The organism is Nostoc sp. 'Peltigera membranacea cyanobiont' 232 (assembly GCF_002245985.1).
Lineage (GTDB): Bacteria > Cyanobacteriota > Cyanobacteriia > Cyanobacteriales > Nostocaceae > Nostoc.
In genome coordinates this window covers 1-24859 of the sequence record NZ_NOLK01000029.1, presented here as the reverse complement: position 1 = coordinate 24859, position 24859 = coordinate 1, and the positions used below count along the sequence as shown (strand labels likewise).

Genomic DNA, 24859 nt, shown 5'->3' with positions numbered 1-24859 from the left:
TCGAAATACCAATATCCCCAACTTCTTTAAGAAGTCGGAGATATTGTTGCTTACGAATGATTAAGTAGGGCTATATCTGTTTAAGATAATGCACAATTGCCTCTGCTGTTGGCAAATTAGTTGCCAGGAAAACTTGATTAATAGTGCATAACCTTAGCAGCGCTTCTTCATTTGCTTGACCAGGCTGAGGTTGCAGCAAATCTCTCAGGAAAATAACTGCTAAAATTTCTCCTGCTCCAACCAATGAAGCAATTGTTTGATACCCTCCAGAAATTGGTGCTGGGGTTTGTTGACTAATAGTTATTCCCGCCTGTTGATGTAAAACTTCGCTAACAGATGGCCAGGTAATTGTAAAGCTCTGTGAGAAAAATTCTTGATGTTGAGAAACAAATTCAGCAAGTTCTGATTTTTTGCTCTCATGAGCGATGAGTACTATGTTTCTTTCAATAATCGCTTGCGGAGGCTCACTGACATTTGTTTCTTCTGGAGTTTCATCCGATTGAGTTGTTTCTATTTCAGGAACCTCTTGAATAGTTTGATTGATCCTCTCAGAAGCTTCACTGTCTGTTGTTTCTAAAGATTGAATATCAGCTAATTGAGAAACTTCACTGACTGGAACAACATCATTAACATCGACACTGGCTTCTTCTGTAGTTGGATTACTCGAATCAATGTATTGATTGCTGAAAACTCCCGCAGCAATATTGTCAGGTGCAGTTGATGTTTCAGAAACTTCGCTTCTTGTTTCATCAACAGCCGAACTAGGTTCTACTTCGTTAATATTTACACTGTGTTCTGCTGTTGATGACCTATCTAAATCTAGCAGTTCATCATTGATATCTTGTGTACCTTGGCTCAATGTTTCTGGCGACTGAATGTCTTCGTCTTCAGGAATTTTGTTGACAAATTCGCCAAAATGTGGAGTAGCTTCTTCTGCAACTGGTGTATCTAAATCTACTACTTCATTTTCATTATGAGTAGCTTCGGGAACGCTACTCTCCTCCTCAGATAGTTGGTGGAAAATATCACGCGGCTGTACGAAGGTGACTTCTGCTTCTAGTGCAGCCTCTAATTCTGTGTTTTCATGGTCAGTAGTTTCGGTAATGGCACTCTGTGCAGATAGTTGGTGGAAAATGTCACGCGGCTGTACGAAAGTGACTTCTGCTTCTAGTGCAGCCTCTAACTCTGCATCCTCATGGTCGGTAGCTTCGGGAATGGCACTTGTATCACGCCGTTGTACAAAAGTAGATTCTGCCGCCAGTGCTGCTTCAAAGTCTGTAACCTCATCGTGAGTCGCTTCTGGAAGAACACTTGCCTCTTCAGGAGTTTCGATGATGTTTTCAGGTGCTGCGATCGCATCATCAGCTACAGTAAAAGAAACTTCCTCACTATCGGCGCTGACTTCTGGTGTTTGCAAATCCACAACTTCATCATGGCTATCGTGAGGAACTTCGCTGATTGCTTCTGGTGCCTGAATGATGTTTTCAGGAACGATTACCTCAACAACCGGGATGACATCATCAGGTTGAGTAGCAACAACTTCTGAGATTTCGCTGGTTTCTGGGGAAGGTGTTTTTACTTCTTGACTAATTGGCGTTGGAACTTCGTTAACTACTTCTGGGGCTGGATTGGCAACATTGGCAGCGCTGACATTTTCAGGCGATCGCGGCCGAGAAAACAGTGAAGGGTCTATAATTCTAAAGACTGTCTCTGGTTGTTCATAAGCAGGAGCAACTGCTTCCAAAATTAGAACGTAATCTGCAATCCTAATAATATCTCCATCACTCAAAGAATATGGTCGTTCTTTTTCAGCTTGTTTCCCATTAAATATTGAGCCATTTCTACTGCCAAGGTCAGAGAAGTAGTAATTTCCACTTTTAACAAAAAACTTCGCATGTACCCGACTGATATCAGGACTGTCTAAGACTAAATCAGAATCAGGAGAACGACCTATTAACCATTCTCCTCTGGTTGTAGCTTCTGTGGTAAGGTCAACTTCCTTGACTTCACTGAGAGTTGGTGAGTAGCTAACTTTTACTTTCATATTAATTTTTGGTTAATTTTATTGATTTCTGCCACCCATCGCTGACGGGTAGTATGTTCTAAATTTAAAATATCATCTTGTGACCAGTGGAAATGATAAGCAATAAAAGCTACCTCCTCATATAAAGTATCAGAGGGGTAGCTTACGACTCCCCCGCTAGTTCTAGCTCGACTGAAAATTGAGTATTACACTGGGGACATTGTGTCGAAATATGTACATTCCCTTGCTGATTAATTCGATTATAAAATTCTCGGAGATAGGCAATGTCATGTAGAAGCAGTTCTTCAAGTAAATCAGGGCTAACAGAATTGAGACTGCCCAAGCGAGTTATGACCCGTGCAAGCATTACTAATACGCCGTAAGCTGGATTTTCCTGAACTCTGCGCTCTTGTTGCACCAAAATTTCATCTTTGGCGGTGGCTAAACGCATCACCCCATGACGATGTATTCGTTGTTCGCTATCACTCAATCCTCTAGGAAGAGTGAAGGCAAATTCTGTGCAGAGAGTATCCTTTTTACGGCGCATAGGTAATTAAAATAATTCGTAATTCGTAATTCGTAATTCGTAATGATGCTCTCTACGAGACGCTAAAAGCGGACTCGCTACCGCTACGCTAACGTAATTAAGTTTTGTAACGGTGATTTAGACTCCGCTACAAAACTTCCCACTTGTTACTTGCTCTTCACTTAAACTCCCAAAATTAGTTAAATTTGGTCATTTGGCAATAATAAATAGTTCTTTTTCCCCATCTCCCTCATCCCCCAATGCCCCATTCAATTATGAAGAACTACTTCGGGGGAATTTATTGTATCTTCTGGTATGGAAGTTTCGCTTTCCAAGCCATTAATTCGACGATAAAAATCTTGGAGATAATTTAAATCTTGGGCAAAAAAGTTTTCTACTATTGCAGGAGTCACTTCTGATAAAGCACCCAAGTGGGTAATCACTCGTGACAAGATAATAATTGTGGCATAAACAGGATTAGCTTTAACGCGTGGGTCACGCAAGGGTGCAATCTCATCTATCGCCGTTGATAACCGCATTACACCTTTGCGGTGGAGGTTGCCTTCTGAGTCTAGATATCCTTTTGGCAATGTAAATTCAAACTCTGTAGAAAACATACTCCTCCTAATTACTTCACGCGCTTAAATTCCTCAAAAGCAACCTCCACTTCCTCAATTTCGATGTCATGGCTGCGGGCGTTAACATCGGCAATTTTGTAACTTGCGGGCCAAGCACCGGCTAATTCAAATCTAGCTACTTCTTCATTTGCCTGATTATAAATAGACAAAGCAACAAGTCTACGTTGCCCAGACCAATTACCTTTTTCGACTTTTTCAAACCACTTCCAAAAATCCATAGATTTAGTGGTACCTCTACGCAGAGTGAGATTACCACTTTTAGGATTGCTAGGAAGTTTAGTTCTCACCACTTGACCTTTTGACTGCCCTTTTGTACCCCAGGTTTGAGAAGTAACTTCACAAATTTCAATTACCTCTTGTGTTCTTTTGAAGCCTTGACACTCCAAAAAGAAGCAATTGGCATCGTTTTGACCTTCTAGTGTCAGTTCTAAATAGAACCGATGGGCTGTCAGAACTTCTGGAATTCGGCTTGCGGATTGTACCACTGTTAAATAATTCGTAATTCGTAATTCGTAATTCGTAATTCGTAATTCGTAATTCGTAATGACGCTTGCGGACTCGCTACCGCTACGTTCTAAGCAAAGCTATGCCGCAGGCTTTACGTAATTACGGTTATTTGATTCGTTTAATTCCTTCGTGAACCAATTCAACTGTTTCATTTGCCATATCACCACCAGAGGCAGTTAATGTAGGGCCAGTATATTTACATGGATAGCAATTGACAATGTTCCACCGTGCTTTTTCAGAGCCTTGTTGGTCATAAGCAACCACTGAACCGGTCTTACGATTCTGTGCCCACTTCCGAGGATCGCCCATATCTTCGTTACAATCTTGATACCATTTATAAAGGTCTATATCATCAGTAGCGATGACTTTTACTGTGATGTTAGTAAATTTAACAACAGTTGGTGTAGCTTGACGCATTATTTTAGCGCCTTTAGATGAACCGTGGACTTCTTGCGCTGGGGTATTCTCAACGCCTAGTCCGCTAATTTCTTTGATAAATTTATCAGTAATTCCATCTGCCTCGAAGTAAAATTTACAAGAGGTTAAAAATTCGCCTGCCATACTTTTAGACTCCTTTGTGTGTAATTAATTTGGGAATGGGGAATGGGGAATGGGGAATGGGGAATGGGGAATGGGGAATGGGGAGAGACGCGATAAATCGCGTCTGTACAAGAAAGAGTTAGGAGAATTCTTGGCCCCATGCCCTATTCGCTATCTTCAATGCCATTCCATTGGCTGATGCGGAAAACAACAAATTCAGCCGGTCTGACTGGGCAAACACCGACTTCGATGTACAAACGTCCTAAAATTCTGGTTTCTGGTGGGTTCAATTCTTCGTCGCACTTCACATAAAATGCTTGTGCTGGAGATGCCCCAAATAAAGCACCTTCACGCCAGATGCGCTCTAAGAAATTACTGACGGTGCGGGTTACACGTGCCCATAAATCTTGGTCGTTCGGTTCAAAAACTACCCATTGAGTTCCCAATTCTAGGGATTTTTCGATATAGCTAATGAGCCGACGCACACTGATGTAACGCCACTCTGTTTTATCTGGCTCAACTAAAGTGCGCGCACCCCAAATGCGGATACCTCGGTTGGGGAAGCTACGAATGCAATTTATCCCCAAAGGGTTTAATAGTTCTTGTTCGCGGAAGTTGGTGTCATAGCCCAAACCAATTACGCCTCTAGGAACTTCATTTGCAGGGGCTTTGTAAACTCCTCTGGTTTCGTCAGTGCGGGCCCAAACACCCATCACATGACCACAAGGAGGTACTAAAATTGGATTACCGCGATCGCGTGGATTGGGTACTTTAATCCAAGGATAATAAAGGGCCGCAAACATTGAACGACGATTAAATCTATTCAACCACTCCACTACTTGCTGAGGTTTAACGGCATCTGGTGGCGCATCCAGTACAACCATCCGGTTGGGCGGATTGGGAATATCGCCACTGGCAGAACCCTCGCACATACTAATCATCAACTCGATGATGCCGTGAACTTGATCTAAATTCAGCACCTGCTCTTGATAAGCCCGCATCACATCAGGACAGGCCAGCATTGTGATTTCATCAACTTCAAAGATACCGCGTACCCCGGTGCGATCGTCTCGTACCCCTTCTAAATTTTGTGAAAATCTATCGGGTGGGGCGGCGACAATGGGCGGTGCTAGTTCATATTGACCATTAACCGGACGACGAGCTAAAGGCTGTCCACTTTGAGTTATGTCTTCTAGAGTGACATACATGGAATTTCTCAATGCCGTTAGCGCATAAGTTGCTGCTTGAGCAGCAGGCTCGCGGTTCATTGTCAAGTTTTCGTATTGCTCTAGAAGTTCATCTCCGCGACGAATTTGGATGGTGAAATATTCACCCGTATTTGGAGGCGCTTCTCCTTCAGTACCTTCGGGTAGGGCGCGGGGTGAACCATCAATAATGACGAGATTTACTAATCCGCCTGATGCTTGCTCAGGGCGCAAAGTAAAGCGGAGGGCTGGACGATTACCTCTAGAGTTGATTCTTAAAGTAGCCGGTTCTGGAGTTGCCGGTCTGGGTGCGCCTGGTAACTGTGTGCCGATGCTGGTTATCCAGCAACGACCGCCCCCATTCATAAAGTAGCCGTAGACTGAAAAGGGTAAATAGGCGTTGAAGTCGGTGAAGCCGTCAGAGTTGGGACGCGCAAAGTAGTTTAAAAATTGTGTCCAAGTGGTTACTAGCATGGGCTTGTATAACTCAGCCCCACCGCGAACATCTTCTGTAAAGCCGACAAATCCGGCCACTGCTGTGCTAACACCTTCAATTGGTCGGCTACCCCGGTCAATTTCTTCGATGTAGACACCAGGAGCAAAGTAATCAAGTCTAGCCATGAAAGTCTCTCCAAGTCAGTAAAAATCTAATTATTCAGGAGTTAGAAATATTTCTTTGAAAGTATGACTTTGGTTATCTACCAATGCATTGACGTTTTGGGGTAAATAGCCAGGATGATTCAGAGTCAAAACATAATTACCTAAATGAAGGTCTTCAAAGAAGAACAACCCTTCTTTAGTGGTTAATATGGATTTTTCAGTTCCCCTCACAGCTACTTCTGTCGCTACCAGCGGTAAATTTGTCACCGCACTTTTGACAATACCCGCGATCGCAACTCGCCTGGTTAATACTAGACTGTCACTATCACGAGACAATTGATTTCGCAAATTGAAAATCCGCTCCCAAACCAAAGGTACTGGAGTAGGTTGTGGCTCGAAGGGGATTGTAACTGTCAAATATAAGGCTGAACGCAATGGCACATTCAGAGCGCTCCATAAAGAACCAATTTCAATTGGTGGCTCTAGGGCAACTGTCATGTTCAAATTACCATAGCCCCGTAACTCAGGAACCAAAAACTCCTCTTCTAAGGTGCGATGGCGCAAAAGCACAGCCAACGCCTCACTAATAAAGTGATGCTCACCTAAAGCTGTTCTATCCCAGGCTGTTAATAGCAGCGAAACATCAAACCAAGCAGGTGCCCAATTTACAGTGGCAGGTTGTAGAGCGCGTGTTAGCTTGCGCTCAACTTGCCTACCAGAATGTTGTACCTGCTTACTCTCACGTATATCAAAAATGTATAAATTGAGAGTCGGGCCTGCTCCCTCTTCCCTTCGATTACCAGGATGGCTAAAGTCAATTTGCTCTGTACTGGTAAGTGAGGTTCCTCCAGCTAGAATTTCGGCTAAAGTTTGAAGAACGAAGATAAGCATGAAGGTGTTCTGCTGGTAGCTAATCCAGATGCATCTACAGTATATGTATCAGCCTTCTAAAGTTAATTAGACTTTTGTCGATATTTTTGGGATTGGGAATAGGGAATTGAAAAACTCTTCCTGAGTCTTGATTACCCATTACCCATTCCCCAATTTTCCCAGAATGATGATTGAGGGAACTGGAAGATATTAAATTCAAAAATCCGAAAAACAGTAACTTCAGTTTGTAGATTAGTCTGGAGCAATTCTTAATGGGATGCACTACATTTTTTTGTGGACTGGGCATTTTACTTGTACTGCAAACAACAACCATAGATATTGTATATACTTAGAAAAAGGGGAAGTGCATCCAAATAAAAACTTAATAATTCTTTGTATTAACTATCTAACAAGATAACTTAACAAAAAAATAAACATTACTGAGACTGCATAATTTTATACTGATCGGCAGAAGGGTAAAACATTTGGTTGCAAAAAGCGAGTGAAGCTATGACACTAGGCTTTTCTGTACAAAAACTAGAGAATGGCTCGAATTATTTGAATTCCTCAGATATTCAGAGCTTTTGTCAGCTAGAGTCTGAGCAGTTAACTAGTCAATATCCAATTCTTTTCGCTCGGATTGTCTATCATGATTGCTTGCAGAAAAATCATCAGGAGGTTATAAGTTATGGTCAAAACCAAGCTCCTTTTTCTCGAAAAACTTTAGATTATTTGCGCTCAGAAGCATGGCTGACAAATTTTCCACCTGCTTTGACTTTGCATGAATTTAAACTTAAGGATTTTTCATCAATTTCTTACATTTGCCCCATAGCCTATAGGAATCAAAAACCTGAATATATTCAAATCATCACTCATCAACCTCTGTTAGAGAGTTTGCAAGTGTCTGTTAAACGCTCTGCTATGCTCTTGAGTAAGTATGTAGATATTTACTTAGACTATGAAAGACAAAAAACTGAAATTCAACTCCTAGAAGATGTTTTGCATCGAATAGGGCATCAATTACGTAACTCTCTAGGGCTTATAGGATTATATGCACATAACTTATGCTTAGGGTTAGAAGATAGTCCTTGGCAAGAACAAGCAACAATTATTGGCGAAAGCATACAAGATTTAGATACTAATTTAAACGAGCTTATTGATTGTGGACAAGGAGCAAAATTAAGGGTAACACTCCAAGATTTAAGAAGTTTAGTTGTTGAAAGTATCACAAATTTACAACCCCTAATTAATCAGAAAAAAATTAAAATATCGATTCCCGATACATCAACGACACTGAAAATAGACAGATTGCAAATGAAACAAGTATTTGACAATATTCTCAGTAATGCTGTCCATTTTAGTCCTAATTCAGGAACTGTTACCTGTAGCTGGCAAATTTTTCAAGATGAAGTTTTAATTAAAATTTCCGACCAAGGTATAGGATTATCTCAAGAGGATTTACAAAAAGTTTTTACTCCATTTTATTCCCGGCGTAAAGGAGGTACAGGACTAGGCTTAACTATTGCTAAGAAAATTATTTTGGATCATCAAGGAAGTATTTGGGCGCAAGTTTTATCAGAAAGTGGAGCGCAATTCTCTGTAATTTTACCTCGACCAAGGAGCGGGAATTAATTCGTAATTCGTAATTAACAAAAATGAATAATAATAAACTTTCGGTTTTGTTGGTAGATGATGAAGAACGGTTCCGCCAAGGATTACGTACTCTTCTCAATTTCTATAGTATTAATTCTGCCTTACCTGTAGAAGTTATCGGTGATGCAGATTCTGTGGAGCAGGTTTTAAAGTTTACAGCCCAAAAGTGTCCAGATTTAATTTTGCTGGATATGCAATTGAAGGGATGTGATGGGATTACAGTTTTAGCACGTCTTAAGGAAACTGCTTACACTGGCAAGATTTTAGTGTTGTCGGCTCATCAAGAAGATGACTGGATTTTTAGAGCAATGCAGGCGGGAGCCGCAGGTTATGTGTTTAAAAATCGTGTAGCAACACAATTGTGTGAGGCTATTGAGACTGTTACAAGAGCGGAAATTTATCTACCTTCAGAAGTTGCTAGTCGATTTTTCCGGTTTTTTCAGGCTTACTCAGATTCTTGTCTAAAAGCATGTCATGAAGTGCATTTAACCGAAAGAGAGCAAGAGGTTTTATACTGGTTAACTCAAGGTGCTTCTAATGAAGAAATCGCTAAACATTTATATGTAACAGTTGCTACTGTTAAGGCGCATCTCACCAGTATTTTTGAAAAATTGAAGGTTACTAGCCGGACTCAAGCTATTGTAACTGCCCTCAAGTTAGGATTAGTTCACGCTTGAGCGCGACGAAAGTAATCGGCGCAATTCACGAAACTCTTTGCTTATGCCTTCATTTGAATCTTTTTATCAAGAATACCCCTGTTCATATAATTCTCCCTTAAGTTGCGATCGCCCCTTCCAAACGGCGCAGCAAATCAAGGGAGCTAAGTTTTGCTTGGAATGTGGTTTTCCGGCAACTTTACCACAGGAGGCTGAGATTAAAGGAAATCAGGGGACTTATCAAATAGCTAGTTTTATTGGTGTGCGGGGTTTAGGCCGCTTATACTCAGGTATCCAACTCAAGGACAAACAACCTGTCATCATCAAAGAATACCTACTACCCAATCGTTCTTTTAATGAAAGCGAGACTCAAAAGCGCAAAGATACTTTTAAACGGGTGGGTGGGGTAAGTTTAGCCGATAGTAGAATTCAAAACTTCCGTCTGGTGGAAACTAAAGAAGCGATCGCAGATGAAAAAGGAGAGCGTTGTTATTTAATTACTCAAGGAATAGAGTCATCCCAAACTTTAGGTAAGTATCTCATAGAAAAGGGAGCAATGACATCTCTTGATGTGCGTGAGGTACTAAATCAAGGTTTACAAACTCTCCAGTTTCTCCACACCCAAAAGCTGCGTTTCCCCTCCAATCAAACACAACTGGGTATAACTCACGGCAACATTAATTTAGATAGTACTTTAATTAAAGTAGAAAAAAATCAAAAGTTCTCTATATACTTTTGCGATTTAGCTATCTGGGAAAACTTATTTATTCCACCTATTATTACTCAACCCGCACCCGCCAGACCTGAGCAAGATTTAGAATCATTAGGGTTGCTAGCCTTTTATTTATGGGCAGGAAGAACAATTAATTTTTTATCCAACCAGCCTCTCGACCCTAGAGATAATCAACAATGGCCAGATACAGATAGCCATTTGAAGCAGTTTATTTATCGCCTAATTGGGCTAGAAACTCCTTTCGAGAATGCGGAAACGGCTCGTCAAGCACTGCTACAACTTCCTAAAGAAGATCGTGGTAATAGTTCGGTGCGTTCTACAGCTTCTCAAGTAATAGAAAAGCCTTTGCCAATGCCTTTAATTTTGTTAGGGATTCTGGCTTTATTACTACTTTGCGGGGGAATTTTATATTGGCTTTTGGGCAAGAAAACAGATAATCCTAATCAATATATACTCTGGTCTAGACTTGTGCGGAATTTCTCTGAAGTCCCTAACGTCCCTTCTGGACAATTTACTTACACAGGAGAAAAAGACAGTACATGGAGCTTTGTTTTGACGCAATCGGTAGACAACAGTCGTTTAGGAGATTTATTGACCAGACCAAAGCCAGATGCAACAGCAACATTTAACTATGAATCTGTTTTGTCATCTAATATAAATAATCCGATTAAAAGTATTGAAGAAGTCCAAACAAGCAAAAAAGATTTTGCAATTACTAGTTTGGCAGACAACATCACAGATAAACTTACTAAAAGACAAGTTGCTTATGATGGATTACTTGTTTTTGTAGCATTTAATAAAAGAGACTCAAATCTTGCTAATGCTCTGGGTGGGCAAATAAATATTGAGCAATTGCGTCAAATTTACACAGGTAAAATTACCAATTGGCAGCAAATTAGTCCCAAACTTCCAAATCTGACTGTGAAACCTTTTGCTCCAACTGAACCAGAAGCAATCAGTAAATTTAAAGAAATAATTCTCAAAAATGCCCCTCAAGACGAAGCTTTATTTACAGCGAAAGTTACTAAACTTGATACAACAAAAACCCAAAATCAGATCCGCAGTGAGACTTTAGAGGGGCGAACCACTGGTATTATCAGTTTTGGCATTATCAGTAAAACTTCGAGTCAGTGTACTGGCTATCCGCTAGCGATCGCAGATGGTAAAAAGTCAGCAATTCAACCTCTGTTTCAAAGGCGCGATCGCCGCTCAATTAATCCCTCAGATGACTTGTGTCAACATGATGATTATTATGTTGATGTCACAACTTTCCAAAGCTACCCCCTGGGATACCCTATTTTTGTAGTGTACCCTAAAGACAGCAGCCGCCTGCCTGGTGGTTCTACATTTGCCCAGATGCTAACCACTCGTCAGGGTCAGTGTTTACTTAGTAAAGTAGGTCTTGTAGCTTTACAACCTATGCCTGATGATATAAATTCCTATGCCTGCAAATCGGTGCCCTAATCCTAGTTGCGAATATTTTAACCGCGCCCTGCCTAACAATGCTAAGGTTTGTCCCTGGTGTTCCACTCCTGTGGGCCCTGTGAATAATGTAGTTTCCCCTACACCACAACCACCTATTCAACAACCGTCTAACCAACAACCGTCTAACCAACCTCCGCCTGTTCAGTATCAGCGGCCAGCAACAGACCAACCTAACTACCAACCTCCTCAACAAGCCCCTGTTGATTATTCAACAGTCTATCAGCCACGGGTTGCTTATCAACCAACACCTCCAGTTTATACCCCTCCGCCTCAAAGAGCGCCAGCCTTAAAGCTGATTCATAGCACCGGTAGAGAATTTCACCTTGTTGGGGAAGGAGGTTATATTGGTCGCCGCAGTCAGAGTCCAGGAATAGCACCACCCGAAATTGACTTGACTGGCATCCCCAGTGAGGGAATAGTCTCTCGTCGTCACGCACGAGTCGATTGGGACTGGTCGCAAAATGCATACATGATTGTTGATATGAGTACAAATGGTATTTATTTAAACAACAATTCTCTCACTCCTGGTATGCAATATCGCCTACTCAATGGCGATTCATTGCGATTTGGTCAGGATAATCTAGTGAATTTTACGGTATATATTGTGTAGTAAAACAGTTACTAAAATCTGTCAAAATCGAAGGGTAGTTGATGGGTTATCAACTACCCTTCGATTTGAAAATACTCATTGTTCATGCCAAATTAATATCTCTCATAGTATCCACCATTAGATTGGTTTGGTGCGTTTCTTTGTTAACACACCCTACAAGATTGGCGATCGCGCTGTAGCTGCTACATGAGAAGGTCTATGTTCTGCTTTCTATTCTGCTTCCGATCTCCCAATAACCTTCTTGTCTGCAACTAATCCCATAAATACTTCAGGCGATGTGCCACCACCGATCCCCAGACTAAACCCAGCTTCACCACCCTCTGACTTAATTCCAACCTTGTCTGGTGCTGTGCCTTCATTCGTTGAGGCCTTGGCGAATGAGTCGCTCGTTCCTTCTTGTATCAATGTGCTTTTTATCAAATTTGGCACAGTCTTTCCCTTTACATCCGGGAACGCCATTATCCCAGTATTAAACAAATCCCGTTCGGCTCCGGGACGCAGTGTGAATTCTATAAGTACTTTAGGCTCAGGGCTTTTACGATATAAGTAGTTTTGAGCCTGTTTGAAGTCTCCTAAATGCCCACTTAGCTTCGCGTTATTACCTCCTTCAAGTTCTTTCCAGTCCTCTAATTTCATTGTCCGGTATACCTTCAATGTCTCAACTTCGCGTTCGTCTGCTCCAGTAGCCTTTGCTGGTTGCTTTCCAGCCTCGCGTTTTTTCCAGCCGTAAAGTGTCATGTACTGCTCCTGTAAAGTATGCTCCCGATCCGGCATACTCTTATGTTGGATGTCATAAATTAGTGCTTCCGTAAAATGTTGTTCGTTCTCGAATTCTACCTCCGTGGAAAAGAGTTGTTTGAGGTGGAATTCAACTACCTTTGGATCGACATCGAGTTCAGCAAGACTGCCCATGAGTGTCTCATAGGACGGGGACTTTTCAAAAGCCTTAAAATTTGCGTATTTTTTTGTTTTTTTACCCTTATCAGCCTTAATCTTAATCTGCCGTTGCACTACGTACTCACTTGAGAAAGCAGTCGTTAAGCTTGTGGTTGCTTCTGTAAGGCTTTCTTTTTTCTGGATGGGTTGTTGTCGATCTGAATAATTGTCAGCCATCGCCTGCAATTGAGGTGTTTGTTGAGTTTGTGGGCTGTTATTGGCCATTTCCTGAAAATCTCTCAATTCTGCGATCGCTTCCCCACTCTGTAGGGTTGACTTAGCTTGGAGATATTCTTTTGGCATGGCTTTTCGCTGCACAGCCCCGCCATTCTGCTGCACAACATGGGTTAACTCATGCGCCAACAACTCTTGCCCCCCTCGACTCCCTGGATTATATTCTCCCTGCCGAAAAAACACATCCTGTCCCGTTGTGAAAGCCCGCGCCTGTATTGATTGATTTAACTGGTCAGATTTACCATCCGTGTGAACCTTCACCCCACTGAAATCAGCGCCAAACGCCTCTTCCATCGGTTTGCGGATGTTGTCAGCCATTGACTGTCCCCCACTCTTTGCCTGATTAATAGACGCTTCCAAGTCAGGCGCAGCAGCCATTCCAGCCTGGCGCTGCACCATCGGCTTCATCTGTAATTCTTCCTCATCCTCTGGTAATGCTTCTCGTTGCAGTGTGCTATTGTCCAGAGATTTCATCTGTAATTCTTCCTCATCCTCTGGTAATGCTTCTCGTTGCAGTGTGCTATTGTCCAGAGATTTCATCTGCAATTCTTCCTCATCCTCTGGCAATGCTTCTCGTTGCACCAAAGGCGTGATGGAATTTGCCATCGGTTTCATCTGTAATTCTTCTTCTTCCTCTGGTAATGCTTCTCGTTGGATAGACTGGCGATTTACTGGTTGCGCCATTCTTTGCATTACCTGTTGTGCGACGTTATCAGCTTCCTGTTCGTAAATATCTCCAGGCTGGCTTATTGAGAGTTTTGCTTGCGATCGCAGTGGTATGTGACTGATATCGTGAGTAACTAGTTGATGAAGTGGTTGTATTTTAGGAACCGCTTGGCGTGAAATTGCCGACGACTCCAAGCCAAATCCGCGTGTTGGGTGTTTCAGGGATGGAATTGAGAAGCCTGTAGTAGTTTGTTTCTTCCGGCTGACATATTCTCTCATTTTCTTATCCTGTTACCCAAGTAGTAGCTAGATGAATGATTTTGCTGTTACTAACATCTAGAGTACTGCGATCGCATTTTCTACACAATTCCTCAAAAGTTTAAATTTAGGCAAAAACTAAGTTCGACTTTTGGCTACTTTTGATTCTGATGCAGTACCTTTAGCCTGGATTCTAGGAGAGGTTTTTTATTTATGGACTCAAAACAACAACAAAGTTTTTTCACCTTCGATGGAGATGTTGGCGGTACTGCTGGATACGCCGGGGTTTCAGCCGCATCTGATGCTACCAAGGCGGCTAAAACGGCAAGTAAATATCTCAACGACTCACGGCTGATGAACCAACTTACAGAACACGTGTATAAACTTTTGCTAGAAGACCTGCGATCGCAGCGAGAAAGGGTAGGTAGTTATGATTCTCAAAGGTGGTTGTGATGGCTACAGGCGCTAATAACGGCAACATTACTCACGAATTGAATTATGTTACTACTAATCGGTTCTATGTTGAAATAGACAGTTCTATTGCTGCATCTTTCGCTGAATGTTCAGGATTAAGTGTTCAAATTAAGAAAAATGTTTTTCAGGAAGGTGGTGTCAACGACCAGCAAAGAATTTATTTAGGTCATACAGAATTTGCAGACATAACTCTTAAGCGAGGATTTACCGATCATCCAGGTTTTTGGAACTGGATGAATGCAGTTTTTGATGAACAAAAGAAAACATCTCGACGTAATGTCAATATTCTGATTTTTAACCAAGCTGGTGAAACGATGATGAGTTGGACTTTGATTGGCGCTATTCCCATAACCTGGAAAACACCTGCACTCCAAGCAGATGGAAAAGCAGTTGCAATTGAAGAATTAACTTTAGCTTATGAAGGTTTACAAATAGCAAGGTCTACAGGAGGAGGCACTTCTGTACAACGAAATCAAAAAACAGGATATTTCGTTTCTAGTTAATTGGCTACTCTTAAACTATAACTATGCAAATTATTCAATCTTCATTAGGAAACAATATTCATCCCCTTGGGGTAATATCACCTTTGTCGAATCCTCAGAGAATGAGCTTGAAGAAAGAATCTCATTCTTTGCATTCACGAAGTAATTTTATCAGTACAATACAAACTAAACCACCATTAGTCACATCCGCTAAGTTTTTCTTGTCTCGTCAGTATGAGCCATCGATTCAACCATTAATAGGTTGGGATAGTTGGGATGCTGAGGATATAAATAGTGAGTTTTCCGTAATTGAGTTTGATTCTTATGATTTAATAGATCCACTAGATAATAGTACTATTAATAGTAATAAGCCAGTAAAAGACAGTATCCCAGCAATACTGCCGACTCCCATTGAAAAAAATACGAGTAACAACACATCGCAAGAATTAAATATCAAAAGTAAATCTAAATCAAAAAAACCAAATAAACCTCAACAGCCAGCAGCAAAAAAGTCAAAATCAAAACCTAGAGCTAAAAAGGCGATCGCATCATCGCCATCTAAAAATGTTGAACAATTTGTTAATGAAAATAATGTTACTATTAATGACGAAGAATCTCTATCGATTAAAGCTAACTTAGAAACCCCAAATTTCCAGTTGGATAGTGCTTCAGAGAACACCATAAATAACAATAATTATGTTACTGATACAACAGTAAACACTCCATCTCTAATTGAGGATACATCGACTTTATTCAGGAATACTCTTAGCAATAATCTGCACCCAACTTCTGAGTTTCCATCTAGCTCACCCAGTGTAGAGTTGCCTGTAACAGAAAGCATTTTACCATTACAAGATAAGATTAACTTAGATAATAATACAAGTGAATTAGTCGAAGATCCGTCTAGAGAATATCCTTTGACTAATAATGTAGAAAAAATATTTACTCCATCTAATAAGTTTCTCAATAATAATCAAACAATAATCACTGAAGCATCAGACTCAGCTAATGTTTTAGATAGTTCAGTCAGCCCAACGCCTTCACAACAAAATATTCAAGCACATCACGTTTCTTCTATCGTTGACAATAAAATTAGCACTACTCAAACAAATTTAATCCAATCGAAAGAGAATTTACCAACTTTAATCTCTCCATCGCAGGAAGAAGAGTTAACAAATATAAATAATAATTTTGATGCAAATCAGGTTATTAAAACAGACTTGCTATTAAAAAGCAACCCAAATGATTTTGTTACAGATAATGCTGTAGTTGAAAATTATTTAACTTTACCGTCAGCACTTACTTCACCTGATGTTAATAGCGATCCTACATTACTTTTTCCTTTAGCAAATGATGAAAATACTGGAGAATTGCAATCTAATTCTGAACCTTCATTTGTAAACAAACCAATTGTAGTAAAACAAGAATTTAATCCTGAGTTTTCACAGGATATGGAAAATCTAACGCAAAACGCAACCCTCCAGCCTACTTCCTTACAAGGGGATGGAGAGAATTTAAAGCCTCTCTCATTGCACAAAAAAGGTTTTCCAGATACTGGTAAAAGTCAGGAAGTTGATTTGAGTGTTACAAGTGAATTTCTAGCCAGTGCGCCTGTTGAGTTAACATCTACTTCAGCCTATATTGAAGACACACCTAGTTTATTCAGCAACTCTGATAATAATGAAGAGTTAATAACTTCAGAGTCACAGTCTGGTATAGCTGTTAATATCTCAGCAAATGTGACTTCACTACAACGTGATGAGGATATTACCAGCGAGTTTACAGAAAATTATCCCATCTTAGCATTGCCTGAAATTGTTGAAACATCAGCAATTTCCGCCATTTTACCTGAGATTAGTGAAGTACCAGTAGCTAGCGCCAGTTTACCTGAGATTAGTGAAACACCAACAATTATCGCCATTTTACCTGAGATTAGTGAAGTACCAGTAGCTAGGGCTAGTTCACCTGAAATTAGTGAAGCACCAACAATTATCGCCACTTCACCTGAGATTAGTGAAGTACCAGTAGTTAGCGCCAGTTTACCTGAAATTAGTGAAACACCAACAATTATCGCCACATCACCTGAAATTGTTGAAGCATCGGTAGTTAGTGCCAGTTTAGCTGAGATTGATGAAACACCAACAATTATCGCCACATCACCTGAAATTGTTGAAGCATCGGTAGTTAGCGCCAGTTTAGCTGAGATTGGTGAAGCACCAACAATTACCGCCACTTCGCCTGAAATTGGTGAAGCATCGGTAGCTAGCGCCAGTTTAGCTGAAATTATTGAAGCACCAACAATTACCGCCACTTCACCTGAAATTGTTGGAGAAGCAAGTATTTTTAGAAAAATTATTGATAATGAACAAACAGTAGAATCAGAAAATCCTGAAATATTAACCTGGGATAATCCAGAGATTCTAGAAAACCCAACTTATCCACAAGATGAGGTAAGCACAGCACCGAAAGTTGAGCAAAATGCGATCGCACAAAAACCCGCACCTAAAGGTTATGCGACTGGTGGTCATGTTACAGATTCCCCCGTTGAAAATCGTCAGCACATAGCACCCTCAGATACAGTACCTGCAATGCTTACGCCTGGGGAGTTTGTGATTAATACCAGGGATGCACAGAAGAATTTACCCCTACTACATCACATCAACACTGGTGGAATACCGCACGATATTATCCTTCCAAGTTTACAGACACCCAATCTTACAGAACCAGAAGCAACAACTTCTCCAGAGACTCCGACTAAAGTCGATTCTTTTTCAGACACTTCATTACAGCTAAAAAGCACTGAGACTGATTCACCTGAGATATCCAATTCTTTAATTCCTTCTTCCTTGGGATTGAATATTAGCAAACAGAAACTTTCGATTCTTAATTCTCCACAGCTTCATCCTCTTCAAAATGAAACAATTGATGTCGGTGAAGCTTCACCTCAATACTCATCGCCTCCCCTGATTTTCCGAAAAGTAAGTCCTACGAATAACACATCTACCCAATGGTCAAATACACCTTCTCAATGGTCAAGTGTTGAAGATTTACTCAATGGAAATAACGATGAATTCACTAGCTTTAACTTTAATGATGGAGAATCTAATAGCCAAAATTATGATTTTTCTCATGTTTCAGAGTCGCCACCAGTTTTTGCTAAACACCTTCCTACACCTAGAGGCTTTGCTGATGGTGGAGAAGTGACTCCACCCGACATATCTAGAGAAATACAACCAGTAACTGAGACGATAGATAATACTTCTTTGTCTTCTGGAGAAACTAAGAAAGATGATACAGGCGATTTAGAAGCTCTAGCGCGTGAAATTTATAACAGATTACGACAACGCATAGAAATTGAGCGAGAGCGTCATGGCGGTTACTCAGGTCGATTACCTTGGTAAATGTAATTCAATACTTTTAGGAGAAATATTTAAATGGCAAGTCCAGCAATTATTGTTATTCAAAAGCGTCAACCGCAACTTGAGAAAGCTAAACTTGTGGCTTATAAAAGTGGAGCGACGAAAGATATTGAATTGATGTTTAATCCTACAGAAATTAGTTTTACTCGAAGTGTGACGTGGGAAAGTGAAAAAGGGAATAGAACTACTAAACTTTTCCCTAAAGTTAACTTTTCTGCTCTTGATCCTTACAAATTCACACTTAAACAGTTATTATTCGATACTTATGAAACTAAAGAATCGGTAATGAAGTACATAAACATTATTAAGCAAGGTGTAGAAGGTATCGATGATAAGCCTGATACGCGCCCACCTGTTTATAGATTTATCTGGGGAACAGAGTATTTTTATTGTGTAATCACAAGCCTAACTTACACTTTAAGTATGTTTCTTACTGATGGTACACCAGTCAGGGCAATGGTAGATATAGCCTTACAACAAGTAGATGAAGCAAACCTTCCTGCAAGCAAAGAATCAGCTTCTAAAGGCAAAGCTCGTCAGCCAAATCAAAAGCTCGGAAAAACTGATAAACAAAAGTAGCCGAAGTCTTAAACATTAATTTTTAACTACTTTATAATTCAATGATTATCTGAAAACTTTATGGTATTAAAACAATAATTATGTCTAAAGAAAGCCTCTATTTAAGTGAACCTAAAATCCAGATAGAAGGACTAGGTGATTCTTCAGAATTAATGAAAGATTTACTGCAAATCACCATAGAAGAAAGCCTTCATTTACCAGCAATGTTTACTCTAGTAGTACATAATAGCTATCTTCCCACTTCTGAACGTTCAGAAAACAAGCCTTGGCGATATGAGCAGCTATTTAAGATTGGGAAAAAAGTGAAGTTGGGTTTTAGTGGAAGTACTACTCAAGATCCTAATTTCAAAAAAGATTTAGAAGAGTTTCTCATCCAAGGTGAAATTACAGCAATGGAAGTTCACTTCAATGAAAAATCTGAAGCTGATATCATTGTTCGTGGCTATGACATTTCTCATCGTCTTCATAGAGGTCGTTATAATCGTTCTTTTTTGAATGAAACTGATAGCGATATAGTCAAAAAAGTAGTTAAAGAAGTAGGGATAAAACTTGGTAGGATAGAGCCAACTAGCGAAGTTCATAAATATGTCTTCCAAGAAAACCAAACTAATATGGAGTTTTTGCGGGAAAGGGCTGCCCGCATTGGTTTTGAATTATTTATTACAGAGGACAAGATAAATTTTTGCAGCCCAAGAGTTCAGGGAGATTTACCACTAAAATGGCTAGTTGATATTAGTAAATTTAGTACCCGTGTCACCAGTGCTGAACAGGTGAGTTCTGTAGAAGTCCGTGCCTGGGACTATAGTCAGAAAAGATTGATTAGTCAAACAGCCATCAAAGAGAAGCAAGTAACCGAAACAGGTAATAAGCTAGGAAGTAGTACAAGTACTGCATTTTCTAATCTTAAGTCGCCCAAAATGACTATTGTAAATAAACCTGTTGCCAGTGAAAATCAGGCAAAGGCTATGGCTCAGGCTTTGTGTGATGAATTGGGAGGAGAATTTGTTTATGCAGATGCCAAAGCGACAGGGAATCCTGAGATTCGTCCAGGACGAGTTGTTAAACTTGAGGGTATGGGCAATCAGTATAATGGTAAGTATTATATTACAGAAACACGCCATTTCTTCAATCAGCGAGTTTATGAAACTTATTTCAGCGTCCGAGGACTACGTTCTGGGAACTTATTCACAACTTTATCTACAGAAAAACGCTTACAACCATCTGAGACTTTATTAGTAGGAATTGTGACTAATAATAAAGACCCAGAGAAAATGGGCAGAGTGAAAGTCAAGTTTCCAACGATGACAGAAGAACATGAAAGTAACTGGGCGAGAGTTGTAGCTTTGGGAGCAGGTCAAAACAGAGGTTTCGATTGTTTACCAGAGGTAAATGATGAAGTCTTGGTAGGTTTTGAACATGGCGATATTCACCGTCCCTACATCATTGGCGGGGTATGGAACGGGAAGGATGCACCACCAGAAAAGGTAGATGATTCTGTTACAGGTGGTGTAAGATTACGCACCATTAAGACTCGCGTTGGTCATGTTTTACAGTTTGTTGAAGAGGATAAAGGAAGTAGTAAAACAGGTATTCGCGTAGAAACGAAAGACGGTCATAAAATATATCTCAATGATAGTCAAAGGTGTATAGAGATTGAAACCAAAGGCGGTCATAAAATCAAAATGGACGATATGGCTAAATCTGTTTCAGTGAAATCAACAGGTAATATGTCATTAAATGCTGCTGGAAATATAGACATTTCAGCCAACGGCACGATTACAGTCAAAGGTGCATTGATTCGACTTAACTAATTCGTAATTCGTAATTCGTAATTCGTAATTCGTAATGACGCTCGTGGACTCGCTACCGCTACGCTAATGTAATTCGTAATTTTTGACGAAACAGGTAATTAAAAAGACTATAGGAGGTTGTGATGGGTAAACCGGCAGCACGAATTACTGACAATGTGGCGCATCCTTTACCCCCAGTTTTAACAGGAGGGCCGGGTAGTCCCAATGTGTTGATTGGGTCTTTACCTGCGTGGCGGGGCGTGCTTGCCGCAGCAGTACCAGCTTTGCAATCCGCCAAGCAAGTTTCTGATACAGCTATTCAAGTAGCTGAAGCTGCTACCTTAGCGGCTGCTGGTACACCAGGACTACCTGGTGCTTTAGCTACCGAACAAACTACCAAGGCAACATCAGCAGCTACTATGGGTAGTGCGATCGCTGCTGCTGCCGCAGGTGCTGATATTCATAATTGCGCTACACCATTGCCCATACCTCCTCACGGCCCTGGGGTTGTGATTGACGGTAGCCAGACTGTGCTGATTAACAACCTACCTGCTTCTCGGATGGGCGACACTATTATAGAAGCATTAGGGCCACCGAATAAAATTATCAAAGGTGATTTTACTGTTCTCATTGGCGGTTGAGTGAAGATTATGGCTTGCAAAACACCTAGCTCGCTAGGTTCACGGTATGCAATGTAAGAGTTGGTTAGGGCAATGAGATAAGGCACAGGCTAACCGAGAAATGGAATTACGGATATTAATAGAAATGTCTAAAATTATTCCCATTTCTGAAATCAGAGATGAATCATGTGGTGGCAATACTAAGAAAAATGGTTTTGGTATCTCCCCTGTAACTGTTGGTCAGGAATGGTTTAGATCCCAAGCGTCTAAAATAGCCCCTGTTGTAGAGGTGGATTCCTTAAATACAGGTAAATATCGCACTCAGCTAGGACTTGTAAAAAACAAAAAAGACAAGTCGAAACAATGCCCAGAAACTCATGCGAATGATGCAATTGCGTTGGCAGCTACATTTTTTATCCAATATAAAGAGTTCAAGACGGTAAAGACACATGGTCATCGAAACTTAATTCAAAGGGGAAGGCAATCAGTCTTGAATTACGAATTACGAATCAGTAATTATCTCGACCTTTGGCGAATAGGCTTAAACCTTCTGTGCCGATATCTTTGAAGATATCCATGTAACAACTGTCTAAGTGCCAGATAATGGTTTATGGTCGTGAACGAGCCTATTTGGGAACAGGTTGGGCTTATCCACTGCATTTAAGTGTGCAAGGTGGGATACAACTTAGCCGTGAAGATCAAAAAGTAAAAGAATCTATTTGGATTATCCTCCGCACAGGAGTAGGTGAGCGGGTTTATCGACCTACCTTTGGTTCGCGCTTGTCGGAACTGGCGTTTGCACCTTTGAATAGCAATACCCTACTGCAAATCCGTCTTTATGTCTTGGAAGCTTTAGAGGTTTGGGAACCACGTATTACTATCGATGAAGTTATCACCGATCCTGATCCTGTGCGTGGCAGAGTGGACATCATCATCAATTATCGACTCAAAGACGGCCCCGATATTTATAGTTTTGTTTATCCTTATTACTTGGTTTCAGCTGGGGAGGAATCGTGATACAAATTAAAAATTAAAAATTGAAAATTGAAAATTAAGAAAGCTAAATTTCATCTGGGTTTCTAGGCTTATATCTGTCACATTCTTTTTTAAATTGGTATGAACTTTGATTTTTTACCGAAATTACCTTCTTCTAACTTAGACGATCGCGCCTTCGATGATTTGGTGGAAGAATGTATTATGCGTATTCCTCGCTACTGTCCAGAATGGACAGACCACAATCTCAGCGACCCAGGAATTACGCTAATTGAGTTATTTGCTTGGTTAACTGACCAAATGTTGCTCAGATTCAACCAAGTACCTCGCAAAAATTATGTCGCTTTCCTAGAATTACTGGGTATTCGTCTCCAACCACCCGCCCCAGCCCGCACGGAATTAACTTTTTACTTAAGCGCTGCACTACCCGAAGCCTACACGATTCCAGCCGGATTGGAAGCCTCAACTATCCGCACTGAAACTACAGAAGCTATTACTTTTAGTACAGATTCTCCTCTAATTATCGGCAATCCCCGCATCCAACACTTCTTAACTGCCCAAACCACCGAAGATATTCCCCAATCTCTGCGCGAAAGAGTCACAACTTCCTGGACTCGTCAATCTAACGGTTTCTGGACAGGTAACGAACAACCGATATTTGAAGAGGAACCCCAGCCTGGTAACTGCTTTTATTTAGCAATTAATTCTGACGACCCAATAGATGCTAATGTTTTAGAAATTATTTTCCAAGGGGCTGCGGCTACCCCTGCTGGGATTAACCCCAATCAACCGCCCCGCAAGTGGGAAGCCTGGGATGGAGAAAACTGGCAAGCAGTTTTATTGCAAGAGTCAGATGATAAAACTCGCGGTTTCAGTTTTTATGAAATCGCCCAACAGGGTGGAAACCCGTCTCAAGGTGCAGAGGTGCGTTTGCACTTACCTCAAGTTTGGCCTGTGGCTAATTTTACCTCTTACCGAGGTCGCTGGTTGCGCTGTAGCTTTATTAGTACAGAAGCCAATGAATCTGGTTACAATCGTCCGCCAAGAATTATTGGTTTAGCAGTGCAGTCAATTGGCGGTACTGTTAGGGCTAGTCACAGTACGTTGATTCTAGATGAGCGATTGGGAATTAGTGATGGTACACCCGGCCAGAGTTTCCAGTTACAAACTTCCCCAATTTTAGAACGCCGAGAAAATGAGTATATCCTAGTTACTCCCAGTGGTGGTTTGCCTCAGAAGTGGACTGAGGTGAGAGATTTTGCTGATTCTGGGCCACATAACTTCCATTACACCATCGATTCGCTGACTGGTACAATCCAGTTTGGGCCTCTGATTCGGGAACCTAGCCAACTTAAACAGCATACCCAGGTGCGCTCAAGAATTCAGCAACCATCACTAGACGACACATCTGTACAAGTTCTGGAAAACAACCAATCTGAACACCAATATGGGGCGATTCCTCCTCGTGGTGCAGAGATTAAAATGGTTACTTATCGCACAGGTGGCGGTAGGGAAGGCAATGTGCAAACTGGGGCAATTCAGTTTTTGAAGTCTGCGTATCCATACATTGCTAGTGTAGTCAATCGCGTACCAGCAATCAATGGTGCGGATGCCGAATCGCTGGAACAGGCTGTGATGAAGGCTCCCCGCATCCTCCGCACGCGCGATCGCGCCGTCACTGCTGAAGATTTTGAAGTTTTGACTCAACAGGCGGGTGCTGGTGCGATCGCGCGTGTCCGGTGTTTGCCAGCAAATTCTCGGAGACAAGCTGGTATAGTTAGTTTACTGATAGTTCCTTATGCAAACACAGATGCGATCGCTCAAGGCGATGGCATGACACCAGAAGAATTTGCTCTCAGTAATGCACTGCAAGAGCAAATTTTGAGTTACTTAGATGAAAGACGGTTATTAGGGGTACAAATAGAATTACAAGAGCCGAATTACGTAGGTGTTTCGGTACAGACAGAAGTTGCTTTAGAGCCAGCATACAACAACCCTTTTGCCAGCGAAGAAATTCGTCGTAATTTAAGGGTATTACTGTATAAATATTTAAATCCCTTAACTGGAGGAATGGACGGTAAAGGTTGGCCATTTGGGCGACCCGTTTATACATCCGATATTGTCGCATTACTACAACAAACCCCAGGCGTGCGTCATTTAGGCCCCGTCCTGCTGTTTCCCATCCGCAAGCAAGGAGAAAATTGGCGACGACAACCATCACCAGAACAACTAATTGACCCAGGATCGGAAGGTTTGATATGTTCTTGGGCTGATACCAATCTACGTTCAAATCACGACATCCAAGTAATTCGTAATTCTTAATTTGTCATTTGTCATTTGTCATTTGTCATTGGTTATTAGT

22 protein-coding genes are annotated in these 24859 nt (G+C 41.0%); 13 read left to right on the top strand and 9 right to left on the bottom strand.

Annotated features, from left to right (window positions below; translation table 11 throughout):
- Positions 1–70 precede the first annotated feature (70 nt).
- From CDG79_RS12405 to CDG79_RS12370, 8 genes are all read right to left on the bottom strand, one after another.
- A complete protein-coding gene (locus CDG79_RS12405) occupies positions 71–2044 on the bottom strand; it encodes an FHA domain-containing protein (protein ID WP_094342408.1) in 1974 nt (657 codons plus the stop codon).
- Complete coding sequence (locus CDG79_RS45150) at positions 2041–2223, bottom strand: DUF6760 family protein (protein ID WP_094342444.1); 183 nt, start codon at positions 2221–2223, stop codon at positions 2041–2043. Before CDG79_RS45150 ends, CDG79_RS12405 begins: the two co-directional genes overlap by 4 nt.
- Positions 2187–2570 carry a hypothetical protein gene (locus CDG79_RS12395; RefSeq protein WP_094342407.1) on the bottom strand — a complete coding sequence of 128 codons (384 nt, stop codon included), beginning with the start codon at positions 2568–2570 and terminating at the stop codon, positions 2187–2189. Before CDG79_RS12395 ends, CDG79_RS45150 begins: the two co-directional genes overlap by 37 nt.
- 248 nt (positions 2571–2818) lie before the next feature.
- Positions 2819–3166, bottom strand: coding sequence for a hypothetical protein (locus CDG79_RS12390; RefSeq protein ID WP_094342406.1), 348 nt, complete (start codon positions 3164–3166; stop codon positions 2819–2821).
- A gap of 11 nt (positions 3167–3177) precedes the next feature.
- On the bottom strand, positions 3178–3672 hold the full coding sequence (locus tag CDG79_RS12385; RefSeq protein WP_223278109.1) for a phage tail protein: 495 nt from the start codon (positions 3670–3672) through the stop codon (positions 3178–3180).
- 127 nt (positions 3673–3799) lie between these two features.
- Positions 3800–4255, bottom strand: coding sequence for a phage tail protein (locus CDG79_RS12380; RefSeq protein ID WP_094342404.1), 456 nt, complete (start codon positions 4253–4255; stop codon positions 3800–3802).
- Between the two features lie 143 nt (positions 4256–4398).
- Positions 4399–6060 (bottom strand): phage tail sheath family protein, encoded by a 1662-nt coding sequence (locus tag CDG79_RS12375; protein WP_094342403.1) that lies wholly within the window; start codon positions 6058–6060, stop codon positions 4399–4401.
- Positions 6061–6090: 30 nt separating this feature from the next.
- The gene (locus CDG79_RS12370; protein ID WP_094342402.1) at positions 6091–6930 is read right to left on the bottom strand and encodes a Pvc16 family protein; all 840 of its coding nucleotides are present in this window, start codon (positions 6928–6930) and stop codon (positions 6091–6093) included.
- A gap of 489 nt (positions 6931–7419) precedes the next feature.
- On the opposite strand from CDG79_RS12370, the gene CDG79_RS12365 reads away from it, so the two are divergent.
- From CDG79_RS12365 to CDG79_RS12350, 4 genes are read left to right on the top strand one after another with little or no spacing between them, the layout of a single operon-like run.
- A complete protein-coding gene (locus CDG79_RS12365; RefSeq protein WP_094342443.1) occupies positions 7420–8541 on the top strand; it encodes a sensor histidine kinase in 1122 nt (373 codons plus the stop codon).
- A 23-nt stretch (positions 8542–8564) separates the two neighbouring features.
- Positions 8565–9239 (top strand): response regulator transcription factor, encoded by a 675-nt coding sequence (locus tag CDG79_RS12360; protein ID WP_094342401.1) that lies wholly within the window; start codon positions 8565–8567, stop codon positions 9237–9239.
- Positions 9240–9282: 43 nt separating this feature from the next.
- Complete coding sequence (locus CDG79_RS12355; protein ID WP_094342400.1) at positions 9283–11415, top strand: substrate-binding domain-containing protein; 2133 nt, start codon at positions 9283–9285, stop codon at positions 11413–11415.
- A complete protein-coding gene (locus CDG79_RS12350; protein ID WP_094342399.1) occupies positions 11393–12046 on the top strand; it encodes an FHA domain-containing protein in 654 nt (217 codons plus the stop codon). The genes CDG79_RS12355 and CDG79_RS12350 overlap by 23 nt, the downstream gene beginning before the upstream one ends.
- Positions 12047–12256: 210 nt before the next feature.
- Here CDG79_RS12350 and CDG79_RS12345 read toward each other — a convergent pair whose 3' ends face one another.
- Positions 12257–14161, bottom strand: a complete 1905-nt coding sequence (locus CDG79_RS12345) for an eCIS core domain-containing protein (RefSeq protein ID WP_223278108.1) — start codon at positions 14159–14161, stop codon at positions 12257–12259.
- 192 nt (positions 14162–14353) lie between these two features.
- Here CDG79_RS12345 and CDG79_RS12340 point away from each other — a divergent pair, with 192 nt between their 5' ends.
- The 9 genes from CDG79_RS12340 (at position 14354) to CDG79_RS12300 (ending at position 24819) form a co-directional block, all read left to right on the top strand.
- Positions 14354–14593 (top strand): hypothetical protein, encoded by a 240-nt coding sequence (locus CDG79_RS12340; RefSeq protein ID WP_094342398.1) that lies wholly within the window; start codon positions 14354–14356, stop codon positions 14591–14593.
- The gene (locus CDG79_RS12335; protein WP_094342397.1) at positions 14593–15117 is read left to right on the top strand and encodes a phage tail protein; all 525 of its coding nucleotides are present in this window, start codon (positions 14593–14595) and stop codon (positions 15115–15117) included. The genes CDG79_RS12340 and CDG79_RS12335 overlap by 1 nt, the downstream gene beginning before the upstream one ends.
- A gap of 23 nt (positions 15118–15140) precedes the next feature.
- On the top strand, positions 15141–18497 hold the full coding sequence (locus CDG79_RS12330; RefSeq protein WP_143855471.1) for a hypothetical protein: 3357 nt from the start codon (positions 15141–15143) through the stop codon (positions 18495–18497).
- Positions 18498–18530: 33 nt separating this feature from the next.
- Positions 18531–19094, top strand: coding sequence for a CIS tube protein (locus CDG79_RS12325; protein WP_094342395.1), 564 nt, complete (start codon positions 18531–18533; stop codon positions 19092–19094).
- Between the two features lie 80 nt (positions 19095–19174).
- Positions 19175–20905: a VgrG-related protein gene (locus CDG79_RS12320; RefSeq protein ID WP_189524976.1), complete on the top strand. Its 1731-nt coding sequence runs from the start codon at positions 19175–19177 to the stop codon at positions 20903–20905.
- A 122-nt stretch (positions 20906–21027) separates the two neighbouring features.
- Positions 21028–21525 (top strand): PAAR domain-containing protein, encoded by a 498-nt coding sequence (locus CDG79_RS12315; protein WP_094342393.1) that lies wholly within the window; start codon positions 21028–21030, stop codon positions 21523–21525.
- Between the two features lie 124 nt (positions 21526–21649).
- Positions 21650–22072, top strand: a complete 423-nt coding sequence (locus tag CDG79_RS12310) for a hypothetical protein (RefSeq protein ID WP_143855470.1) — start codon at positions 21650–21652, stop codon at positions 22070–22072.
- Between the two features lie 35 nt (positions 22073–22107).
- A complete protein-coding gene (locus CDG79_RS12305; RefSeq protein WP_094342391.1) occupies positions 22108–22521 on the top strand; it encodes a GPW/gp25 family protein in 414 nt (137 codons plus the stop codon).
- A 99-nt stretch (positions 22522–22620) separates the two neighbouring features.
- Positions 22621–24819 (top strand): putative baseplate assembly protein, encoded by a 2199-nt coding sequence (locus tag CDG79_RS12300; RefSeq protein ID WP_094342390.1) that lies wholly within the window; start codon positions 22621–22623, stop codon positions 24817–24819.
- The last annotated feature ends 40 nt before the right edge of the window (positions 24820–24859 follow it).